Source organism: Synechococcus sp. MIT2312 (assembly GCF_059772315.1).
The window spans coordinates 1,931,386-1,951,597 of the sequence record NZ_CM186281.1 but is presented as its reverse complement, the minus strand read 5'-3'; the positions used below and the strand labels follow the sequence as shown (position 1 = coordinate 1,951,597).

11 protein-coding genes and 1 pseudogene are annotated in these 20,212 nt (G+C 54.6%); 9 read left to right on the top strand and 3 right to left on the bottom strand.

All coding sequences use genetic code 11. The features are described from left to right. The first annotated feature begins 93 nt into the window (after positions 1-93). The 8 genes and pseudogenes from AC6EI9_RS10855 to AC6EI9_RS10820 all read left to right on the top strand — a co-directional run bounded on the left by AC6EI9_RS10855 (position 94) and on the right by AC6EI9_RS10820 (position 17,827). Positions 94-975 (top strand): AraC family transcriptional regulator, encoded by an 882-nt coding sequence (locus AC6EI9_RS10855; protein ID WP_498467775.1) that lies wholly within the window; start codon positions 94-96, stop codon positions 973-975. 210 nt (positions 976-1,185) lie between these two features. Further along, a pseudogene (locus AC6EI9_RS10850) lies at positions 1,186-2,703 on the top strand (DUF4347 domain-containing protein); the annotation flags it as partial. A gap of 147 nt (positions 2,704-2,850) precedes the next feature. After that, positions 2,851-9,705 (top strand): cadherin-like domain-containing protein, encoded by a 6,855-nt coding sequence (locus AC6EI9_RS10845; RefSeq protein ID WP_498470039.1) that lies wholly within the window; start codon positions 2,851-2,853, stop codon positions 9,703-9,705. A 410-nt stretch (positions 9,706-10,115) separates the two neighbouring features. Beyond that, positions 10,116-13,880 (top strand): SwmB domain-containing protein, encoded by a 3,765-nt coding sequence (locus tag AC6EI9_RS10840; protein ID WP_498467774.1) that lies wholly within the window; start codon positions 10,116-10,118, stop codon positions 13,878-13,880. Between the two features lie 60 nt (positions 13,881-13,940). Further along, positions 13,941-15,917 (top strand): tRNA uridine-5-carboxymethylaminomethyl(34) synthesis enzyme MnmG, encoded by a 1,977-nt coding sequence (gene mnmG / locus AC6EI9_RS10835; RefSeq protein WP_498467773.1) that lies wholly within the window; start codon positions 13,941-13,943, stop codon positions 15,915-15,917. 24 nt (positions 15,918-15,941) lie between these two features. Next, complete coding sequence (locus tag AC6EI9_RS10830; RefSeq protein WP_498467772.1) at positions 15,942-16,700, top strand: hypothetical protein; 759 nt, start codon at positions 15,942-15,944, stop codon at positions 16,698-16,700. Between the two features lie 32 nt (positions 16,701-16,732). Continuing rightward, positions 16,733-17,308: a chorismate lyase gene (locus AC6EI9_RS10825; protein WP_498470038.1), complete on the top strand. Its 576-nt coding sequence runs from the start codon at positions 16,733-16,735 to the stop codon at positions 17,306-17,308. 87 nt (positions 17,309-17,395) lie between these two features. Continuing rightward, positions 17,396-17,827: a hypothetical protein gene (locus AC6EI9_RS10820; protein WP_498467771.1), complete on the top strand. Its 432-nt coding sequence runs from the start codon at positions 17,396-17,398 to the stop codon at positions 17,825-17,827. 10 nt (positions 17,828-17,837) lie between these two features. Here AC6EI9_RS10820 and AC6EI9_RS10815 read toward each other — a convergent pair whose 3' ends face one another. From AC6EI9_RS10815 to AC6EI9_RS10805, 3 genes are all read right to left on the bottom strand, one after another. Continuing rightward, positions 17,838-18,359, bottom strand: a complete 522-nt coding sequence (locus AC6EI9_RS10815) for a DUF1269 domain-containing protein (RefSeq protein WP_498467770.1) — start codon at positions 18,357-18,359, stop codon at positions 17,838-17,840. A gap of 44 nt (positions 18,360-18,403) precedes the next feature. Then, complete coding sequence (locus AC6EI9_RS10810; RefSeq protein ID WP_498467769.1) at positions 18,404-19,000, bottom strand: RNA helicase; 597 nt, start codon at positions 18,998-19,000, stop codon at positions 18,404-18,406. A 110-nt stretch (positions 19,001-19,110) separates the two neighbouring features. After that, the gene (locus AC6EI9_RS10805) at positions 19,111-19,659 is read right to left on the bottom strand and encodes a SprT family zinc-dependent metalloprotease (protein ID WP_498467768.1); all 549 of its coding nucleotides are present in this window, start codon (positions 19,657-19,659) and stop codon (positions 19,111-19,113) included. Between the two features lie 92 nt (positions 19,660-19,751). Between AC6EI9_RS10805 and AC6EI9_RS10800 the strand changes: the two genes are divergently transcribed. Further along, positions 19,752-20,171 carry a hypothetical protein gene (locus AC6EI9_RS10800; protein WP_498467767.1) on the top strand — a complete coding sequence of 140 codons (420 nt, stop codon included), beginning with the start codon at positions 19,752-19,754 and terminating at the stop codon, positions 20,169-20,171. The last annotated feature ends 41 nt before the right edge of the window (positions 20,172-20,212 follow it).

Genomic DNA, 20,212 nt, shown 5'->3' with positions numbered 1-20,212 from the left:
TTGTCGGTGATCCAGTTGGACAGGACGTTTTCCAGCTGTCAGGGCTTGCAAAAGCTCTTCCAACCATTGTCGCCCGATCTTGTGGCACTGCAAATGAGCCGCGGACCGTTGCAGGGACGACTACGCGTCTTTCAGCTCGGAGCAATTCGTTTCAATCTGCTGGAAACCAATCAAAGCCTGTTTCTGAGCGGAACCCGCCGGCCAAAACCTTGCACCATGGCCATCCCTTTAGAAAAGGCACAGGCATCGTCGACATATCGCGCACAGGGAATTCCTGTGGCGTGGCCAGCCCTGATGGGATACAACCGCCACCTCACCGACTTTGATCTAAAGATGCCCGCCGGAGCCCGTCTAGCCACAATCGTGATTGGCAAAGAAGTGTTGCTGGAGCAGCTGGAGCGCCGAGGTGGAAGCGAGCGCACCCTGGATCGCTGGGGGAGCACCAATCAACTGGAACTGCTGCCTGAGCTGCAGCAACGCTTGCGGGACCAGCTGAACCAACTGATTCAAGGTGCTGCGCAGAGATGGAATCCCGAAGACCCCGATCGACTGATCGACAGCCTGATTCGGTGCTTTGAGGAGCCCCAGGCACGCACAAAGCAGATTGCCAAACGGGAGGCACGCCATGAAGCTGCCATCGATCTACTGCACTGGTGCGACAGAAACCCAATGAAGACAGTCACCGTTGAAGCACTCAGCGACGAGCTCTTCCAATCTCGTACGTCATTGTTTAAAGGATCCAAGGAGCATTTCGGACAGACACCCCTGGAGTTACAACGCTCCGTCCGCATGGACCGCGTCCGACAACTGCTGCTGGACCCAAGGCGTCGTACCAATCAGGGCCTCAACGGTGTTGGCGACACCGCTGCATCGATGGGCTTCACCAGCCGCAGCCACTTCGCTCGACGCTATCAGGAGCAATACGGAGAACACCCGCAGGACACACTCGCCAAGAGCCTTAAGGACACCACTTGATCCAGGCGGAATCAGTGAGCACAAGCGGCTGCACAAGCAACAAGCCTGCCAAAACCGTGGAAGACAGGGGAACGCCTCGAAGCTGGAACACCAAAATTCAGCCAAAAACAGAAAAGAAGGGCGCAAACGGCAATCGCGCACAAACGGGCTCTTGGGGCGATCAAAGGCAGAAGTGAACTTGCCACAATGAATCTGAGAATTCGATGAGATGTGTCTGGCCCAGCACTGAGAGCAAGCAAGTCAAGACTGGGTGCGGTGCCAAAGTTCGCCGCATCTGGGCCAGAACGTGACCCTCTGAGTCAGGCAATAATCGTTGTCGCGCCAGGGCTGGAGCTTCCAGCATTTCGAGGCGGTCTTGATGTCTTTAGACCGCGCAGCGACTCAGGCTCTCATCCTCTCCAAACGATTGGGGAGGCCATCAGCAAGCGTCGCAGGCAAAGCAAGCCCTTAGGAGAGCTGCACCTTGTTGCTCATGCCAACGGCAATGGCATTCAGCTCGGTGACCAATGGATCAACACTCAAACACTGGATCGCTTTGCCCCAGAGCTCACCAAGTGGCAAATCGACACCCTTGTGCTGTGGTGTTGCGAAATCGGGAACAACAAAACGTTCCTCACAACGCTTGAAAAGCTGACATCAGCTGATGTCTTTGCCACGCCAAAAAGAATTGACAGAAATACAAATTACGTCACCAACAGAAGCAACACAACACACAACCTCACTGAGCTGATTGGAGCTGAAGCACTGAGAACCTGGGATGGCAACCTCAGCTGGATGCAATTAAACGACAGCATTGAAGGTTATAAAAAAAATATACAAACAGGCGCAGCAATCGCCCTATCTAGCGACGGCAACCGCTTTATCACAGGAGCGTCAAAAGATTGGGCACCAGGGAAGCGGCAAGGGAGCGCTTTTGTCTATGAGCGCAATGGAACTGGCTGGAGCCAACTGGGCAACAAAATCAAGGGAGAGAACAAGCAGGATTTATTTGGCAATCAAGTCAGCATGTCTGCAGATGGCGGTCGAGTCGCGATCAGCGCAATATACGGAGATAATTCACCTTATATACACAATTCTGGCAACGTACGGGTATTCGAACTTTCGGGCGACACTTGGACGCAATTAGGCGAAACAAGCGATATTAAAGGCAACTGGAAAAACCAAAGACTAGGAAAATCTATCGCCTTATCAGGAGACGGTAATACCATTATTACCACAGCAGTTCGGCACCACACCAGAAAAGGCTATTCCAAAATCCATAGATGGACAGGAACAAAATGGGAACAAGTAGGGAGCAACATTGTAGGGACACAGAAACGGGAAGAGTCTGGCAAGACATCCGCAATTTCTTACGACGGCACAGTCGTCGCAATTGGCAGCACAGAATATCAAAATCCTGACGAGACAGGTAAGCAAAAGGTCGGCAGGGTCAAGGTCTTCGAACTCTCAAATGGAGACTGGGTACAGCGCGGGGCCGACATCATTGGTGACGTTAAAAATGGCAAAAGTGGCTGGTCAATCTCCCTCTCCGACGACGGAAATACACTGGCAGTCGGGGCGCCCTTTGCGAATAATGACTCAGGCTACACAGCCACTTATCACTTCAACGAAACCGAAACCGATAACAGCCAAAAATGGGAGAAATCTGCGACACTCGATGGCACAAGTAATAGTTATTTTGGCGGCGCTGTTGATCTCTCAGGAGATGGATCAACCCTCGTCGTCTCAGCCAACCAAGCCAATGGAGACAATGGCACACACTCTGGAACGGTTTTTGTCTACGAATTAGCCGATAACAGAAACGATGCTGGAGAGCGCTACTGGGAACAGTTAGGCCAAAGCATTGAAGGCGAAGCAAAGCAAAACAGACTGGGGATGGGACCAAGAAGCATCGCCATCAGCAGTGATGGAAGCACGATTGCTTTAGGTTCCCAACAACATGATGGTGCTACTGGAGCAGACACTGGCCAAGTCAGAGTCTTTACCAAATCTGGACTCACGATCACCCAAACAGGCACAACTTCGGGTGATCACCTCCTCACCACAGAAGCGAGCGATTCCTCGTCCTTCTCCGTCGTCCTTAACGCTCAACCCACCGATGACATCGTTGTCAACATCACAGGTGGCGATGCATCCGAATTCTTACTCAGTTCCTCATCACTCACCTTCACCACCAGCAACTGGGAGACACCACAAACCGTCACCGTTACTGGCGTTGATGACAACTCCATCGATGGAAATATCACTACCACTCTCACCGCCACCGCTTCCAACACCGGCGGATTCTTAGGCACTGAACAAGCATCCACAACCGTCATCACCACAGACAACGAAGTCGCCGGCATCACCATTGCCCAGGCCAGCACGCCACTCGTCACAACAGAAGCCGGCTCCACTGCCTCATTCACCGTCGTCCTCGACGCCAAACCCACAGACAACGTCACCGTCGCCATCACAGGTGATGACAGCACAGAACATCAACTCAGTGCTTCATCGCTGACCTTCACCGCCAGCAACTGGAATACAGCACAGACCGTCACCGTCACAGGTGTTGATGACAGCCTCGACGATGGCGATATCACCACCACAATCACCGCCACCGCCTCCAACACCGGCGGTTACGCAGGCACTGAAACAGCCACCGCAACGCTCAAGACATCCGACGACGACACCGCCGGCATCACCATTGCCCAGGCCAGCACTCCACTTGTCACAACAGAAGCCGGCACCACTGCCTCATTCACCGTTGTCCTCGACGCCAAACCCACAGACAACGTCACCGTCTCCATCACCGGTGCCGACGACACAGAGCATTCCCTCAGCTCCTCATCGCTGACCTTCACCACCAGCAACTGGAACACAGCCCAGACCGTCACCGTCACAGGCGTTGACGACAACCTCGACGATGGCGATATCACCACCACAATCACCGCCACCGCCTCCAACACCGGCGGCTACGCAGGCACTGAAACAGCCACCGCAACGCTCCAAACAACCGACGACGACACCGCCGGCATCACCATTGCCCAGGCCAGCACTCCACTTGTCACAACAGAAGCCGGCACCACTGCCTCATTCACCGTTGTCCTCGACGCCAAACCCACAGACAACGTCACCGTCTCCATCACAGGCAATGACAGCACTGAACATCAACTCAGCTCCTCATCGCTGACCTTCACCACCAGCAACTGGAACACAGCCCAGACCGTCACCGTCACAGGCGTTGACGACAACCTCGACGATGGCGACATCACCACCACACTCACCGCCACCGCCTCCAACACAGGCGGCTACGCAGGCACTGAAACAGCCACCGCAACGCTCAAAACAACCGACGACGACAGTTCCGGCATCACCATTGCTCAGGCCAGCTCTCCACTCGTCACAACAGAAGCCGGCTCCACCGCCTCATTCACCGTCGTCCTCGACAACAAGCCCACAGACAACGTCACCGTCTCCATCACAGGTGCCGACGACACAGAGCATTCCCTCAGCTCCTCATCGCTGACCTTCACCACCAGCAACTGGAACACAGCCCAGACCGTCACCGTCACAGGCGTTGACGACAACCTCGACGATGGCGATATCACCACCACACTCACCGCCACCGCTTCCAATTCAGGTGGTTTTACAGGGTCGGAAGCGGCATCAATCACAGTCATGACCACTGATGACGACACCGCCGGCGTCACCATTGCCCAGGCCAGCTCTCCACTCGTCACAACAGAAGCCGGCTCCACCGCCTCATTCACCGTCGTCCTCGACGCCAAACCCACAGACAACGTCACCGTCTCCATCACAGGCAATGACAGCACAGAGCATCAACTCAGCTCCTCATCGCTGACCTTCACCACCAGCAACTGGAACACAGCCCAGACCGTCACCGTCTCAGGCGTTGACGACAACCTCGATGATGGGGATATCACCACCACACTCACCGCCACTGCCTCCAACACAGGCGGTTATGCAGGCACTGAAACAGCCACCGCAACGCTCAAAACAACCGACGACGACATCGCCGGCATCACCATTGCCCAGGCCAGCACTCCACTCGTCACAACAGAAGCCGGCTCCACCGCCTCATTCACCGTCGTCCTCGACGCCAAACCCACAGACAACGTCACCGTCTCCATCACAGGCAATGACAGCACTGAACATCAACTCAGCTCCTCATCGCTGACCTTCACCGCCAGCAACTGGAATACAGCACAGACCGTCACCGTCACAGGTGTTGATGACAGCCTCGACGATGGCGATATCACCACCACAATCACCGCCACCGCCTCCAACACCGGCGGCTACGCAGGCACTGAAACAGCCACCGCAACGCTCCAAACAACCGACGACGACACCGCCGGCATCACCATTGCTCAGGCCAGCACTCCACTCGTCACAACAGAAGCCGGCACCACTGCCTCATTCACCGTCGTCCTTGACGCCAAACCCACAGACAACGTCACCGTCTCCATCACAGGTGATGACAGCACAGAACATCAACTCAGTGCCTCATCGCTGACCTTCACCGCCAGCAACTGGAACACAGCACAGACCGTCACCGTCACAGGTGTTGATGACAGCCTCGACGATGGCGATATCACCACCACAATCACCGCCACCGCCTCCAACACCGGCGGTTACGCAGGCACTGAAACAGCCACCGCAACGCTCAAGACATCCGACGACGACACCGCCGGCATCACCATTGCCCAGGCCAGCACTCCACTCGTCACAACAGAAGCCGGCACCACTGCCTCATTCACCGTTGTCCTTGACGCCAAACCCACAGACAACGTCACCGTCTCCATCACCGGTGCCGACGACACAGAGCATTCCCTCAGCTCCTCGTCGCTGACCTTCACCGCCAGCAACTGGAACACAGCCCAGACCGTCACCGTCACAGGTGTTGACGACAGCATCGTTGATGGCGATATCACCACCACACTCACCGCCACCGCCTCCAACACAGGCGGTTATGCAGGCACTGAAACAGCCACCGCAACGCTCAAAACAACCGACAACGACACCGCCGGCATCACCATTGCCCAGGCCAGCTCTCCACTCGTCACAACAGAAGCCGGCTCCACCGCCTCATTCACCGTCGTCCTTGACAACAAGCCCACAGACAACGTCACCGTCTCCATCACTGGCAATGACAGCACAGAACATCAACTCAGCTCCTCATCGCTGACCTTCACCGCCAGCAACTGGAATACAGCACAGACCGTCACCGTCACAGGTGTTGACGACAGCATCGTTGATGGCGATATCACCACCACACTCACCGCCACCGCCTCCAACACAGGCGGTTATGCAGGTACTGAAACAGCCACCGCAACACTCAAAACATCGGATAACGATAATCCGCCTGCGATCACCGACCAAAGCAAGTCTGAGCTTGAAACTCTTGCTGGTGGCAGCGAAATTCTCGATCTTGCAGACTCCAATTCTGGCAACGACACAGATCAAGATGGCGATGCGATTTCTTATTCAATTACTGATGGCAATAGCGCCAATTTTTTCACGATTGGCGAGACTACAGGAAAAATTTTATTGGCAACTGGCCAATCACTTGATCATGACACAAGTGATCTACACACACTTGAGATCACAGCAAGCTCCACAGGTGGCAGCACAACAGCAAAAGTCGAAATCAATGTTCTCGACGTCAACAATGCACCAGTCGCAGCAGACGACAGTGGCTCCATTAATGAAAACGCAACCTTAAGCCGAACAGAAGCGCAAGGACTCATCCTGAATAATGATTCAGATGCTGACAGTGACGCCCTCACGATCAGCCAATTTCATGCTGGCACTACCGATGCAGATTCACCAAGAATTGGGCAATTTAATACCAGCCTGGAAGGAGACTATGGAACGCTAACGCTACAAACCAATGGATCATTCAATTACGTAGCCGACCAAATATCAGCCGATGCATTACAGGCAGGAGAAATTCAGGACGATGTCTTCAGCTACACATTGAGCGACGGCAAAGATATCGATACAGCTGAGTTAACAATCTCCGTCGCAGGCGTCAACGACCAGCCGTTTCTGATTGATGCAATTAAAACCAAGAAATATACCGAGGGGCAAATTAATGTTCCATTAATTATTGATGGCAGCCTCGATATCCGCGATGTTGACGATAGCAATATCGAAAGCGCAACGGTTTCCATCTCATCGACCACTTTCGTCAGCACAGAAGACACACTTGCCTTCAACAACGCCTATGGAATCAGCGGTAATTGGAATTCCAGCTCAGGCGTATTAACCCTCAGCGGCTCAGCAACGAAAGCCAATTATATCAATGCCCTGCAAACAGTTACTTATACCAACACCAATACCTCTGATCCCCAAGGCGGTGCCAGAGCGATCGCATGGCAGGTCAACGATGGAGATGCGAACTCCACTGCCATTGAATCCAACATCATTGTTCTTGGTCAAAATGATGCCCCCGAAGCCAACAATGACACGGCGAGTGTCGATGGTGGCTCGACAGTTGCAACGCAAACCAATCTGCTAGCAAACGATACCGACCCTGAAGGCCATTCTCGCTCCATTACCTCGTTCAGAATTGGAAGCGAGCAACAATCAAATGCCGGCTTTTCGCCAGGGGCAACCATCACTGGATCCTATGGAAAAATGACCATCCAATCGGATGGGACATACAGCTATCAAGCCCAAGAGACAGCCGCCTACAAATTACTCGCCGGCGAAACAGCCACTGAAACTTATACATACACAATCACAGATAGTCAAACCGTTGACGAAGGAATTGACAGCGGTGAAATCACAATCACAATTACGGGAGTCAATGATTCGCCCACAGCAATTGATGACACCGCAAAAATCAACGAAGACAGTTCAAAACAATTTGAAGATCACCTGGGAATTTTAAAAAACGACACTGATATTGACGGAGATCAACTTTACATCAAAAGTGTTCGAGCAGGAGCCGAAACTAGTAGCAGAAGTTTAAATACAGGCACAGACAGCTCACCACAAAGCAGCACATTAAAGACCAAAACCCAGAACAACGAAACAGTTTCAGAAACTCAAAGTGACAGCTCAGGCAAGGAAACATCAAGTGAAGGCTTAGACACTGAAAATCAAAACAATGAGTCTAACAGCGAAACTCAAAGCGAAAGCTCATTAACGAAAACTTCAGGCAAAACCTCAGACACTGAGATTCAAAAAAAGGAAACCGAAACCGGAACTCGAAGCTCCAGCGTCGATAGTCTAAGCACCGAGATTAAAGGCACTTATGGCAACTTAATTGTCAACCCGAACGGGTCCTATCGCTACACCGCCAACCTGGCCGATGCCTTGGATAGTGGCGACAAAGAGATCGATCGCTTCACTTACACGCTCACCGATCTCAGCAGCGATGACAGCGCAGAAATGGCCATTGAGGTCACCGGCATCAACGATGCACCTGTCTTGGCAGCCGTGACGGCTGGAACAATTGCTGATCAAGCCAACTCATCGTCCCTGGTCAGCAACAACATCTCAGGCAGGCTCTCTGCAACGGATGCTGATGCTTCTGCAGTCCTGAACTATGGAATCAGTGGAAACAGCGGATCAACAGCATCTGGAAATTACGGCACGTTGAGTCTCAATCGCTCGACCGGAGCCTATGAATACATTCCCACCACAGCTGTGATTGAAGCCCTAAATCAAGGTGACAGCGTCTCCGACTCCTTTGAGCTCTTCGTTTCTGACGGCAGTCTTTCATCAACCAGAACCTTCCAGGTCAACATCACCGGTGCCAATGATGCCAGTGGAGGTGGTGGTGGTGGGAGTGAGAACAACAACAGTGATCGAACTCATGCCAAACCCAGTCAACTGATCAGCAACAACGACGGCAGTGGCTTCCGCGTCACCGGCAGCAGCGGTGTTTGGGTTCAACTGGAAGTACTCAGAAACAACTCTGATTGGCAGAACAGCCTGCAAATCATTAGTGCAGATGGACAAGCCATTGGATCCATTGGCGCGACAAGACGCTCATCCAACATGGGCGTCCATGAACTCTTCCTCAGCAGCGGCAGCGAAATCAGATTTCATCAGTCAAGTCATAATCAGAAACTCAATCAATCCCCAAGTCTTCAGATTATTCAAGACATCGACAATAGTTTCTTACTTCATCTTGAAGACAACAAAAATCAAGGTCAAGACTATGACGATTTATCCATCAAAATCACCACCTCTAGGCAGTCCAAAAACATCAACACTTTCAAACTTGCCTCAGAACAACGCCATATTAACGATCCAATCCTGAATCTGACGGATCTCCAGCCAGGAGCAACCAAGCTACGTCTGACACTGAACAGCGACTGCGGCGACACCAGTCGCGTGGCATTTGTGAAACTCACTTCTGATGATGTCAGCGGATTCACGGTTGACGGCATTGCATCGACGGATGGACGCGCCTTTGAACAAGCTGTGCGCGACAGCCTGATCAACCCCGACAACACAGAGATCCTGATGAATGGAGAGAGGACCAGAACAGTCGAGTGGACACTCGATCAAAAAGAGGGAGGATTTTATGCCCCTGTGTTTATCAATCAAGTGACCAATCATCTAGTGACCTATGGCATGGCCAATAGCCTCAAAGGAGAGCACTACATCAAAAATCTGGGCAGCAACTTCTTTGGTTATGAAGACACACTCTCAGCTCAGGAATCCGACTGGGACTTCAACGACATCACCATGCTGGTGGAAATGATCTGAGCTTTTGGGGTAAACAAACCGGTAGCACCGAATCACTAACTCAAAAAGGGACAATGCTTAACAAGCATCTTGAAACCGTGCTGAATTAAACAATATTCCGATCTGTTGCTGACGATCAATCGCGATGAGCACTACAAACCTGGAACCGCTGACCAGGGCATCACCGAAGTGATCAGAAGGTGATGAAGCACCGCAATGGACTGATGAGCACGTGAAACCGCTTTTAGGAGCACAGCTCTCATAGCTGTACAAGCTGGCGGCCTGTGCCACGTGAACCAGCCTGAAGGCAGGTTTCAGGTCAACAACCATTTTGATCCCAATCGTGCAGAAATCAGCTGCCCTCACCCATCAGGGGCATGCACCTAAAGGCAAGACTTCTGAAAATCAGATGTGAATTCTCTGAGACCAGCGTGGCCGCTCCTACCTTCCAGTCAGCGGCCACCTCAACTGACGGCTACACCGTCGTTCTCAGCTACAACGAGGCTCTCTCCTCCACAACCGCAGCCACCACAGACTTCGCTGTCACAACTGCTGGTTCTACCAATACCGTTACCGCTGTTGCCACCTCAGGCACCAACGTTGAGCTCACCCTCACAACGCCCGTCTTAAAAGATCAAAGCGTCACCGTTGCCTACACCGATCCCAACACTGGATCCGACGACGCCAACGCCGTACAAGACAGCGCGGGCAATGACGCCGCTTCCCTATCTGCGACAGCGGTTACAAACAACTCCACCTACGTAAAAGGCTTACAAGTTGAACTCTTTGAAGGAATCAACTTCGATGGCTTGATTCAGAGACAGTATGAAGAGGCGATCAATCTTGATGATACTTACAACTCAAGCATTGCAGGACAAGATGGCGAGACGTGGTCAATACGCGCATACGGAGAAATCCAGGCTTGGACAACAGGAACAAATCGCTGGTATACGCTTAGTGACGACAGAGTCCGGATCTGGATTAACGATGAAGTGGCAGTTAACGAGCCAAATGATCACTCTAAAAAGTATGACATAGTTACGGCAACAGGCCTAACAAATGGCCAGTGGTACAGCATCAAGATTGAATTCGCCGAAAACACACAAGTCTCAAAGTTAGATCTTCTTCAATACCCATATAACGGCCAACTAGTACCTGCAGAACAACTTCGCTTTAATACCAAAGCACCCGTCTTCCAATCGGCAGCCACATCTGCAGACGGCACCAAAGTCGTTCTCACCTACGACGAGGCCCTCTCCTACGAGGAGGCAAGCGACTGGTACGTGGGAGGTACCTCCTCAACCACAGCAACCACCTCGGACTTCGCGGTCACAACCGACAGCTCAGCCAATGCCGTCACTGGCGTTGCAGTCTCCGGCGCAACCGTTGAGCTCACCCTCACAAATACCATCAAAAATGACCAGACGGTCACCGTTTCCTATACCGATCCCAACCTTGGATCCAGTCTTGGAAACAATGACGTCAACGCCATTCAAGGCATCCAAGGCAATGACGCCGCTTCGATTACAAACAAAGCCGTTACCAATAACTCCAACGTCGCCGGTACTCCTCCCCTCATCACCGGACCCTCTGGTTCAGCAGGTGATACAACCTCCAGCAAATCAATCCCTGAAAACACAACTGCTGTTTCTCAACTCACGGCAAATGAAGCCGTCACATGGTCTCTCAGTGGCGGTGCTGATGCAGCCAAATTTCAGATTGATGCCAGTGGCAACCTGAGCTTCCAGGCCGCTCCAGATTTCGAAAATCCAAACGACCTTGGTGACACTGCTAACAACAACACCTACGTCGTCACCGTCCGCGCCACTGACACCGCTGGAAACACTGCCGATCAAACCGTCACCACCACCGTGACTGATGTTGATGAAAACAGTCCCCTCATCACCGGACCCTCTGGTTCAGCAGGTGATACAACCTCCAGCAAATCAATCCCTGAAAACACAACTGCTGTTTCTCAACTCACGGCAAATGAAGCCGTCACATGGTCTCTCAGTGGCGGTGCTGATGCAGCCAAATTTCAGATTGATGCCAGTGGCAACCTGAGCTTCCAGGCCGCTCCAGATTTCGAAAATCCAAACGACCTTGGTGACACTGCTAACAACAACACCTACGTCGTCACCGTCCGCGCCACTGACACCGCTGGAAACACTGCCGATCAAACCGTCACCACCACCGTGACTGATGTTGATGAAAACAGTCCCCTCATCACCGGACCCTCTGGTTCAGCAGGTGATACAACCTCCAGCAAATCAATCCCTGAAAACACAACTGCTGTTTCTCAACTCACGGCAAATGAAGCCGTCACATGGTCTCTCAGTGGCGGTGCTGATGCAGCCAAATTTCAGATTGATGCCAGTGGCAACCTGAGCTTCCAGGCCGCTCCAGATTTCGAAAATCCAAACGACCTTGGTGACACTGCTAACAACAACACCTACGTCGTCACCGTCCGCGCCACTGACACCGCTGGAAACACTGCCGATCAAACCGTCACCACCACCGTGACTGATGTTGATGACAGCGGCATCACCATTACCAAAACCGGAACTGTCAGAGGAACCGACCTTCTCACTACAGAAGCTGGTGGTTCTTCCACATACACCGTTGTTCTTGATAACAAACCTACCGCAAACGTCACAGTTTCAATCACAGGAAATGATGCAACAGAAAACTCTTTAAATGAAGACTCGCTCACCTTCACAAGCACAAACTGGAATACCGCTCAAACCGTCACCGTCACTGGCGTTGATGACAACATCGATGATGGCGACATCACCACCACTCTCACAGCCACTGCATCCAACACAGGCGGTTACGCAGGCACCGAAACATCAACAGTCAGGGTTAAAAACACCGACGACGACACCAACGGCGTCACCATTACCAAAACCGGGGCTACCGATGACTCTGGCAACCTCCGTACGACAGAAGCGGGCTCCACATCCACATTCACCGTTGCTCTGGATGCTCAACCAACCGCCAACGTCACCGTCGCAACCACTGGACTCGATGCCACTGAAAACTCCCTAAGCAGCGACTCCCTGACCTTCACCAGCGCCAACTGGAATACAGCTCAAACAGTCACCATCACCGGCGTTGACGATTCCATCGTTGACGGTGATATCACCACCACTCTCACGACAACTGCATCCAACACTGGTGGTTACGCCGGCAGCGAAACATCAACGGTTACTATCAAAAATATTGACAATGATACGTATCCCAGCCCAAATCCTTCACCAACTCCAAACAATCAAGAGGGATCTGATCAACTCAAAACAATAGCGTCCAAGCTGACTGCTACTGCAGATGGCAATGGTCTAACAGTCTCAGGGCCAGAAAGCACAGGAACCTGGGTCAACTTACAAACCAATTATTCCAATGCCGATTTACAAAACAGCCTCCAGCTGATCAGTAGCAAACGCGGTTTAATTGGCACAATTGGTGCAATATCGAAGGGAACCGTCTTAGGCCAAGCAGAGATTTATCTTGAGAGCGGAGAATCCTTATCATTCGCCCTACAAAGCAGTAATAGTTCACTAGTCAACACACCAGACTGCCAGTTAGTCGAAAAGAATGGAGCCTGGCAATTAGACATTGAAGATGGAGGCTCAAGCGCTGACAATGACTTCAATGACTTAGGCATCACCATCAGCACACACAGCACATGTCAACGACCTGAGGACCATCAAATTGCTCAGCAACAGAAACAGATTACTGATGGACTTTTCGACTTACGAAATATCAATAGAGACACGCTAAATCTACAGATTGACGTGAACAGCTCATCTGATTTCAACAACCGCCTTGCCTTTATACGCCTTGATAACGATACGAACAATTTAAGCTTCAATGGCATCTCCGCATGGAATGAAGCAGCCTTCAAAGATGCTATTACCGGAGCACTCATCGACCCGGCAAATGAACGAATCCAAGTCAAAGGAGAATCCAACACAACCATCACTTGGAACCTAGATAAAGACGAATTTGGTCTTTATGCACCAGTCTTAATTACCGAAGAAAATGAGATCATTACTATCGGCAGCAGCGCATTTCAGAATGGAAATCCACTCCTGAAATCGATCGGGCAAAACCACTTCTGCTTTGAAGATGATCCGAATTCCAAGAATGCCGACTTTGACTACAACGACCTCAGCTTCAAAATAAGCGTTCTCTAACTCAAGCCACTCACGGAACACCACGGGTGCCTCCGTGATCGGATATTGGAGAATGCATGCATGAGCCTTGGCACCATCTCCACTGAAGTCTTCGACGTGATCGTCGTGGGAGGAGGCCATGCAGGCTGTGAAGCCGCCATCACGGCTGCCCGCTTGGGGCTGAATACAGCACTGTTCACACTCAATCTCGACCGCATCGCCTGGCAACCCTGTAATCCGGCGGTCGGCGGACCGGCAAAAAGTCAGCTGGTGCATGAGGTGGATGCTCTTGGCGGCGTGATTGGGCGCCTGGCCGATGCCACAGCCATCCAGAAGCGCATCCTGAACGCCAGCCGCGGCCCGGCCGTCTGGGCCCTGCGTGCCCAGACCGACAAGCGGCAGTACTCGCGCCAGATGCTGCAACTGCTGCAGCACACCCCCAACCTGGCTCTGCGCGAAGCGATGGTGACCGGTTTGGAGATCGACGGGGATCCAAACGGCGGCGGAGAAGCCTGGGATCCCAGCCAGGGAGCAGCCGCGCGCATCACGGGCGTGCGCACCTATTTCGGCAGCGTCTACGAGGCCAAAGCGGTGGTGCTCACCGCCGGCACCTTTCTCGGGGGCCGCATCTGGGTCGGGCACCAGTCGATGGCCGCTGGCCGGGCCGGCGAGCAGGCTGCCGAAGGGCTCACTGAAGCCCTGCAGCAGCTGGGATTCCACACCGACCGGCTCAAAACAGGCACTCCGGCGCGAGTTGACCGGCGCAGCATCGCGCTCGATCAACTGGAGGAACAACCCAGCGACGCGACAGACCGTTTTTTCTCCTTTGACCCAGGTTCCTGGAGCTGCGGTGAACAGATGAGTTGTCACATCACCCGCACCACTGCTGCAACCCATCAGCTGATTAAGGACAACCTGCACCTCACCGCGATCTACGGCGGCGTGATCGACAGCAAGGGGCCTCGATACTGCCCTTCAATCGAAGACAAGATCGTTCGCTTTGCCGACAAGGACAGCCACCAGATCTTTCTGGAGCCCGAAGGTCGCGACACTCCTGAGATTTACGTGCAGGGGTTCTCCACCGGGCTGCCGGAGCCCATCCAGCTGCAATTGCTGCGCAGCCTGCCAGGACTGGAACAGTGCGTGATGCTGAGACCGGCTTACTCAGTCGATTACGACTACCTGCCAGCCACCCAGCTGCTGCCGTCACTGGAAACCAAGCGGGTGGAGGGGCTGTTCAGCGCAGGCCAGCTCAACGGCACAACCGGCTACGAAGAGGCCGCTGCTCAGGGCCTGGTCGCCGGACTCAACGCCGTGCGGCGCATCCGCGGCCAGGAGGCCGTGCACTTTTCTCGCGAAAGCAGCTACATCGGCACGATGATCGATGATCTGGTGAACAAGGATCTGCGCGAGCCCTACAGGGTGCTAACCAGCCGCAGTGAGTACCGCCTTGTGCTTCGGGGTGACAACGCTGACAGGCGCCTGACACCGCTCGGCCGAGATCTGGGCCTGATCGATGACCGCCGCTGGCAGTTGTTCGAGCAAAAACTTGCTGCCATGGAAACCGAAAAGCAACGGCTGCAGAGCCAGCGGCTCAAAGTGAGCGACCCGGTGGCAGCGGCTGTGGAAGCAGAGACCGGCGCACCGATCAAGGGATCGATCACCCTGGCCGATCTGCTGCGCCGACCAGGAATGCATGCAGCAGACCTGGTACGCCACGGCCTGGCCGCTGCCGATTTGCCCCTGCCGGTGCGGGAAGGAGCTGAGATCGACATCAAATACAGCGGCTATCTCCAAAGGCAACAGCAGCAGATCGATCAGGTGAGACGTCAGGGCAAACGCAAGCTGCCCGCAGGGATCGATTACGCCAACATCAACACGCTGTCGCGCGAAGCCCGTGAAAAACTGACCGACGTGCGCCCGCTCACCCTGGGCCAGGCCAGCCAGATTCCCGGTGTCAGCCAGGCAGATCTCAGCGCCCTGCTCGTCTGGCTTGAACTGCAGCAGCGCCGCAACCCGAGCAAGGCATCACTCGCCTCCAACGCAAACGCTCGATAGCGTTAGCGCACTCACCAGTCTGCGGTGCCCACACGTCTCCCCACCTCCAGGGATTACTGGAACCTGCGCGCCGAGCAGGTCATGGACCGCGTGTTCACTGACAGAGACAACATCCTGGAGACCGTGCAGGTCCAGGTCTATCCACAGACAGCTCAGTCAGCGCAGGAAGCTCAAGGAGCTCAGACAGAAGCAAACACCCTCAATCTCCCTGCACTCACCTGGCCGCAAGTGAGCCTCGCTGCCCTGGGTCTCATTGCCGTACTGGGCAGCAGCGGCTTGGCACTGCAGTGGAAGCTGAGCCAGCAGGCGCTGGAGCGGGAAGGCAATCTCGCCTTGATCGAACGATTGCGCAACAACCAACCCGCTCAAAGCAGAAACAACCAAAGCAAGCCTGCTCCAACAACCACAACACAGACAGTCACGGAGCCGTTGACCGAAGCGACTTCAGCAGCAGACGAATTGGAGATCACCGCACTACCGAACACAGCGGCGACAAAACTGGACCCGATCACGGTTCCACTGCCGACAGCCGAGTTCAGCAGCACCGCCTCAATCGCTGACCAAGCACCATCAATCGCACCCCAACCTCTGCTGGTGGGTGTCGTCCACGCTGGCAACGGCGACGGCTCAGCCATCTTTCAACTCGGCGGGCTGTCCCTCTCCACTGTTCCCGGTGAATCAATCGGCAACAGTGGCTGGACTTTGCAAAGCGTCAGCGCCAATGGCGCGGTGATTGAGCGATCGGGTGCAACGCAATCCCTGAGTGTCGGAGGTGCCTTCTGAACACGGTGAGCGCCCTGATCCCCTCGCCTTCCGTGCTGTGGGAAGCCCCGACATCCTCAGTTCTGGCAGGCGACGAGCCTGGCTGGCTGCCGGGCCCATGGAGACTGATGCTGCTCGGAGATGGCAGTCCTACCAGACACCTGCGCTTGCTCACTGGCCACAGCGTGCAAGTGCGTCTGATCGCGATGGACGCAGACGCCAACCTCAACGACACAACAGGCGGACCACGACCAGCAGAGGTTCAGGAACTGCAACCACCCCTGCTGCGCCGCCAGGTGTGGCTGAACTGTGGCGACACCACATTGGCGTGGGCCGAAAGCTGGTGGAACCAGGATGAAGCGGAGCGCAATCTGAGCAACCGTGAGCAGCCGATCTGGCTCAGCCTCACCCAAGGACGCTCGGAACTGTTCCGTGAAGTGGATGGACTGGCGCTGGTCACGGAACCATGGCTGGAAGAAGGCTTTGGTGAACGAGGCCCCTTCTGGAGCCGCCATTACCGCTTCTTCCGTCAGGGCAAAGAACTCACCGTGATCCGTGAAGTGTTCAGCCCAGCACTTGAGCGCTGGCTGGGCGAAGCTCCGAGGCGACCGCTTCATGCAACGTCATGAAGAAAATCAGCGTTTGATGCGGATTTTCACTTGACAACTTGCCGGCTGTTGTGCTGGAGCAATCATGGCCACATCGGCAATGGTTCCATGGCGACCTCCACCTGGATAACCCTCAACGATCTGGGCCGCAATTTCGGCATCTCCTCAATCCACTGCGGACGAGCCCTCGAACATGAAGGATGGCGGGACCGACACGGACATCCCACAGACGCAGCGCTTGCAGCAGGTGCCGTTGATCAACTCACGCCTCATCGAAGTGGGCGTTCGGTGCTCTGGAACGCTGAACTCTGCGCCAATGTCCTGGAGCAATGTGGTTATCGGCCAGTGACGCGATCTGAGCGCATCAGCCAATGGACGGATCTGCTGGAGGCCATGACCGCCGGCTCGCCATCGATCACCACCACAGCTGACCAGATGGCTGAAGAGCTGCCCACCGATCTGGTGGAAGACGTCAACCATCAACTGAGCAGGCGGGGCTGCGGGTTTCAAGTGTGCCGGTCACTCAGCAACCGGCACTGAGCTGTTCGGATCAGGCCATCCGTAAGGCTTTGGCTTGCTTGCGAGCCTGCTCCAGCTGTTCCTTGAGCTTTTCTTCATCCATGTGGCTGAGGCTGGTATGCACCAAACGGGCATTGGGCACATGACGGCGCAGCCGCTCGATCACTCGATCCGGGGTTGAGTCCCGCACAAGCAGAGCCAGTGCCGCACTGCCCTGAGGCAGTGTTTCCGTGAGCTCCTTGAGGAATTTGTCGTTAATGCCAATGTCGCTGAGAGCACCCGACGCAGCGCCGGCACTGGCACCAGCTGCCACGCCAAGCAGCGGATTGGCAAAGATCAGTCCGATCAGCAGTCCCCAGAAGCTTCCGCCCATGGCACCTGTTGCAGTCATGTTGATGGCCTGGCGAAGGTGAACATGACCATCACTGCCATGTTCGAGAACCACTGCATCTTCAAGAGTGATCAGATGCTCTTCCTGGATCGCGACTAACTCCAGACGAACCTGCTCAGCTTCCTCAACCTTGGGGAAACCAATCACAACAAGATTGCTCATCGTGTTGATGCAACGATCCCAACTATAGGTAGAAATGCTGTCGCTCAATCGCGACGGCGACTGGAACGTGGCAAGGGTCGACGGGATGACGACCGAGAGGTCGGCGATGAGGCTGTCGGAGAACTCGCTGTTGGCGAAGAAGCTGTTGGCGACGAACCAGAATCTGTCAGGGCATCACGATTGGCGGATCGCTTCCAGCGCTCCACGCGGAAACTGTCGTCTTCTGGCCAGACATCATCTTCGCCGGACGGACTCGCAGGCGATGTCGAGGTCACGGGCGGAGGCAACACCGGCTGACGGCGAGAGAGCGCCTGAAGTGGCCGTTTGCGTCTTGAAGGCGTTGATCGTTCAAGCGTTGGTGAAACGACCGAAGGCTTCGGGCGTGCGGACTGCCAACTCTGCGGCCGCTCAGACACCTCACGCCAGTCATCCTCTTCATCCAACAGCCAGTCGATTCGGTCACCAACCCAACGACCCATCGCATCCAAGCGGGAGGCGCCATCCAGGCGATCCAGACTGCGTCGCCCCGGTCTGGCTCCGGAGACACCATCCACGAGCTGACGCCCGGTATCCAACCAGCGGTCAAGTCGCCGGTCCAAGGGGTCAGGACTGCGCTGCGAGCGTTGTCGACGTGAATCCATGCTCCGACGTTACCGACGTCTGTGCTGCAACCAACGCTCCCGTTGCAGACCAATCAGCACGATCGAAACGCCGCCTGCCTCCAACACCCAGAGAAACACCTCCATTCCGCTCAGCTCAGCTCCGCTGCAGGTTCGTAGCGAAGCAGACAACTGGCATTCCAGCGACCCCCATGAAGCCGATCGCAGCACAATCGACAGGCCGCCTGACGCATCCTGCGGCGATACGGAGTCTGGTGCCCGCATTGAGGACAGATCGCGATCCAGCGCGGAGAGCTCTGCGGCACAGGGAAGCGGTGGCGCACGCTGACTTCAAATCGTGTCTGAGCGGCATTGATGGTCTCCATGCGATGCCGAAAGCAGGGCCCATGCCCCTCCTCTCGCTTCAGCACCAGGTCCACCCAGGCATGGATCATCTCGTGACAGAGGGTGCTTTCAGTGGCTTCTCTCGGTAGAGGGTCCAGCAAGGGCTTGGACAACACAATTTCACGCTCGAAGGGTGGCGCAACAGCAGGTCCTCGCCGGTAAAGACCGGCTGTACGACGCAAGCGACCATCACTCCAGCGCAACGCCAGCAGGGGTTGATGTCCTTGGCAGAGAGCTCCCTCGAAATGCTCCCGATTCAGGCGATGAAACAGAGGGAGCAGGGGCTCGAGCGGCATGAGTGGCGGCGGCCTTGAACAACATCGTCGGCCCAGTCTGCCTCCATCCAGCGGTCCGTCAGTCAGACTCTGCACTCACTTGGAATCAGCTGATGGATCTGGGTCTGGTGCGTGAGATCGGGAGCAAGGCCCTCCTGGCCGGGGGTGGTGCCCTGCTTCTTTATTGGACGATCACCGCCGTGAAGCTGGTGCTCAGCGCCCGCGGCATCAACCCGCTGATCAAGCAATTTTTCACGCAGGTCGCAGCAGGCCGTGTGGATGCGGCCTATCTGCTCACCACCAAGTCATACCGACAGCATGTCAACCGACAACAGTTCATTCGTTTCCTTGCAGGCCTGAAGCTCAACCGCTTTCGCAACCTCAAATCCGGTCGGCCACGCCTGCAGGAGGGCAGCATGATCCTCACGGTGAAGCTGATCGCGGAAAACAAGGAAGAAATGCCCCTCGACTTCACTTTCACCAAGTTGGAAGACACCTGGAAAATCGAGCGGATCGCCACCGTCAAGAGCTGAGTCGTCCTGCCTGTGACCGCTCCAGCTCCACACACCGCACC

Excerpts from the sequence above, each read along its gene's own strand:
- AC6EI9_RS10805 (WP_498467768.1), bottom strand. The coding sequence starts at position 19,659 with ATGCCGCTCGAGCCCCTGCTCCCTCTGTTTCATCGCCTGAATCGGGAG.
- AC6EI9_RS10800 (WP_498467767.1), top strand. The coding sequence starts at position 19,752 with ATGGATCTGGGTCTGGTGCGTGAGATCGGGAGCAAGGCCCTCCTGGCC.
- AC6EI9_RS10810 (WP_498467769.1), bottom strand. The coding sequence starts at position 19,000 with ATGGATTCACGTCGACAACGCTCGCAGCGCAGTCCTGACCCCTTGGAC.
- mnmG (WP_498467773.1), top strand. The coding sequence starts at position 13,941 with ATGAGCCTTGGCACCATCTCCACTGAAGTCTTCGACGTGATCGTCGTG.
- AC6EI9_RS10845 (WP_498470039.1), top strand. The coding sequence starts at position 2,851 with ATGGGACCAAGAAGCATCGCCATCAGCAGTGATGGAAGCACGATTGCT.
- AC6EI9_RS10815 (WP_498467770.1), bottom strand. The coding sequence starts at position 18,359 with ATGAGCAATCTTGTTGTGATTGGTTTCCCCAAGGTTGAGGAAGCTGAG.
- AC6EI9_RS10820 (WP_498467771.1), top strand. The coding sequence starts at position 17,396 with ATGGCGACCTCCACCTGGATAACCCTCAACGATCTGGGCCGCAATTTC.
- AC6EI9_RS10855 (WP_498467775.1), top strand. The coding sequence starts at position 94 with ATGAGCCGCGGACCGTTGCAGGGACGACTACGCGTCTTTCAGCTCGGA.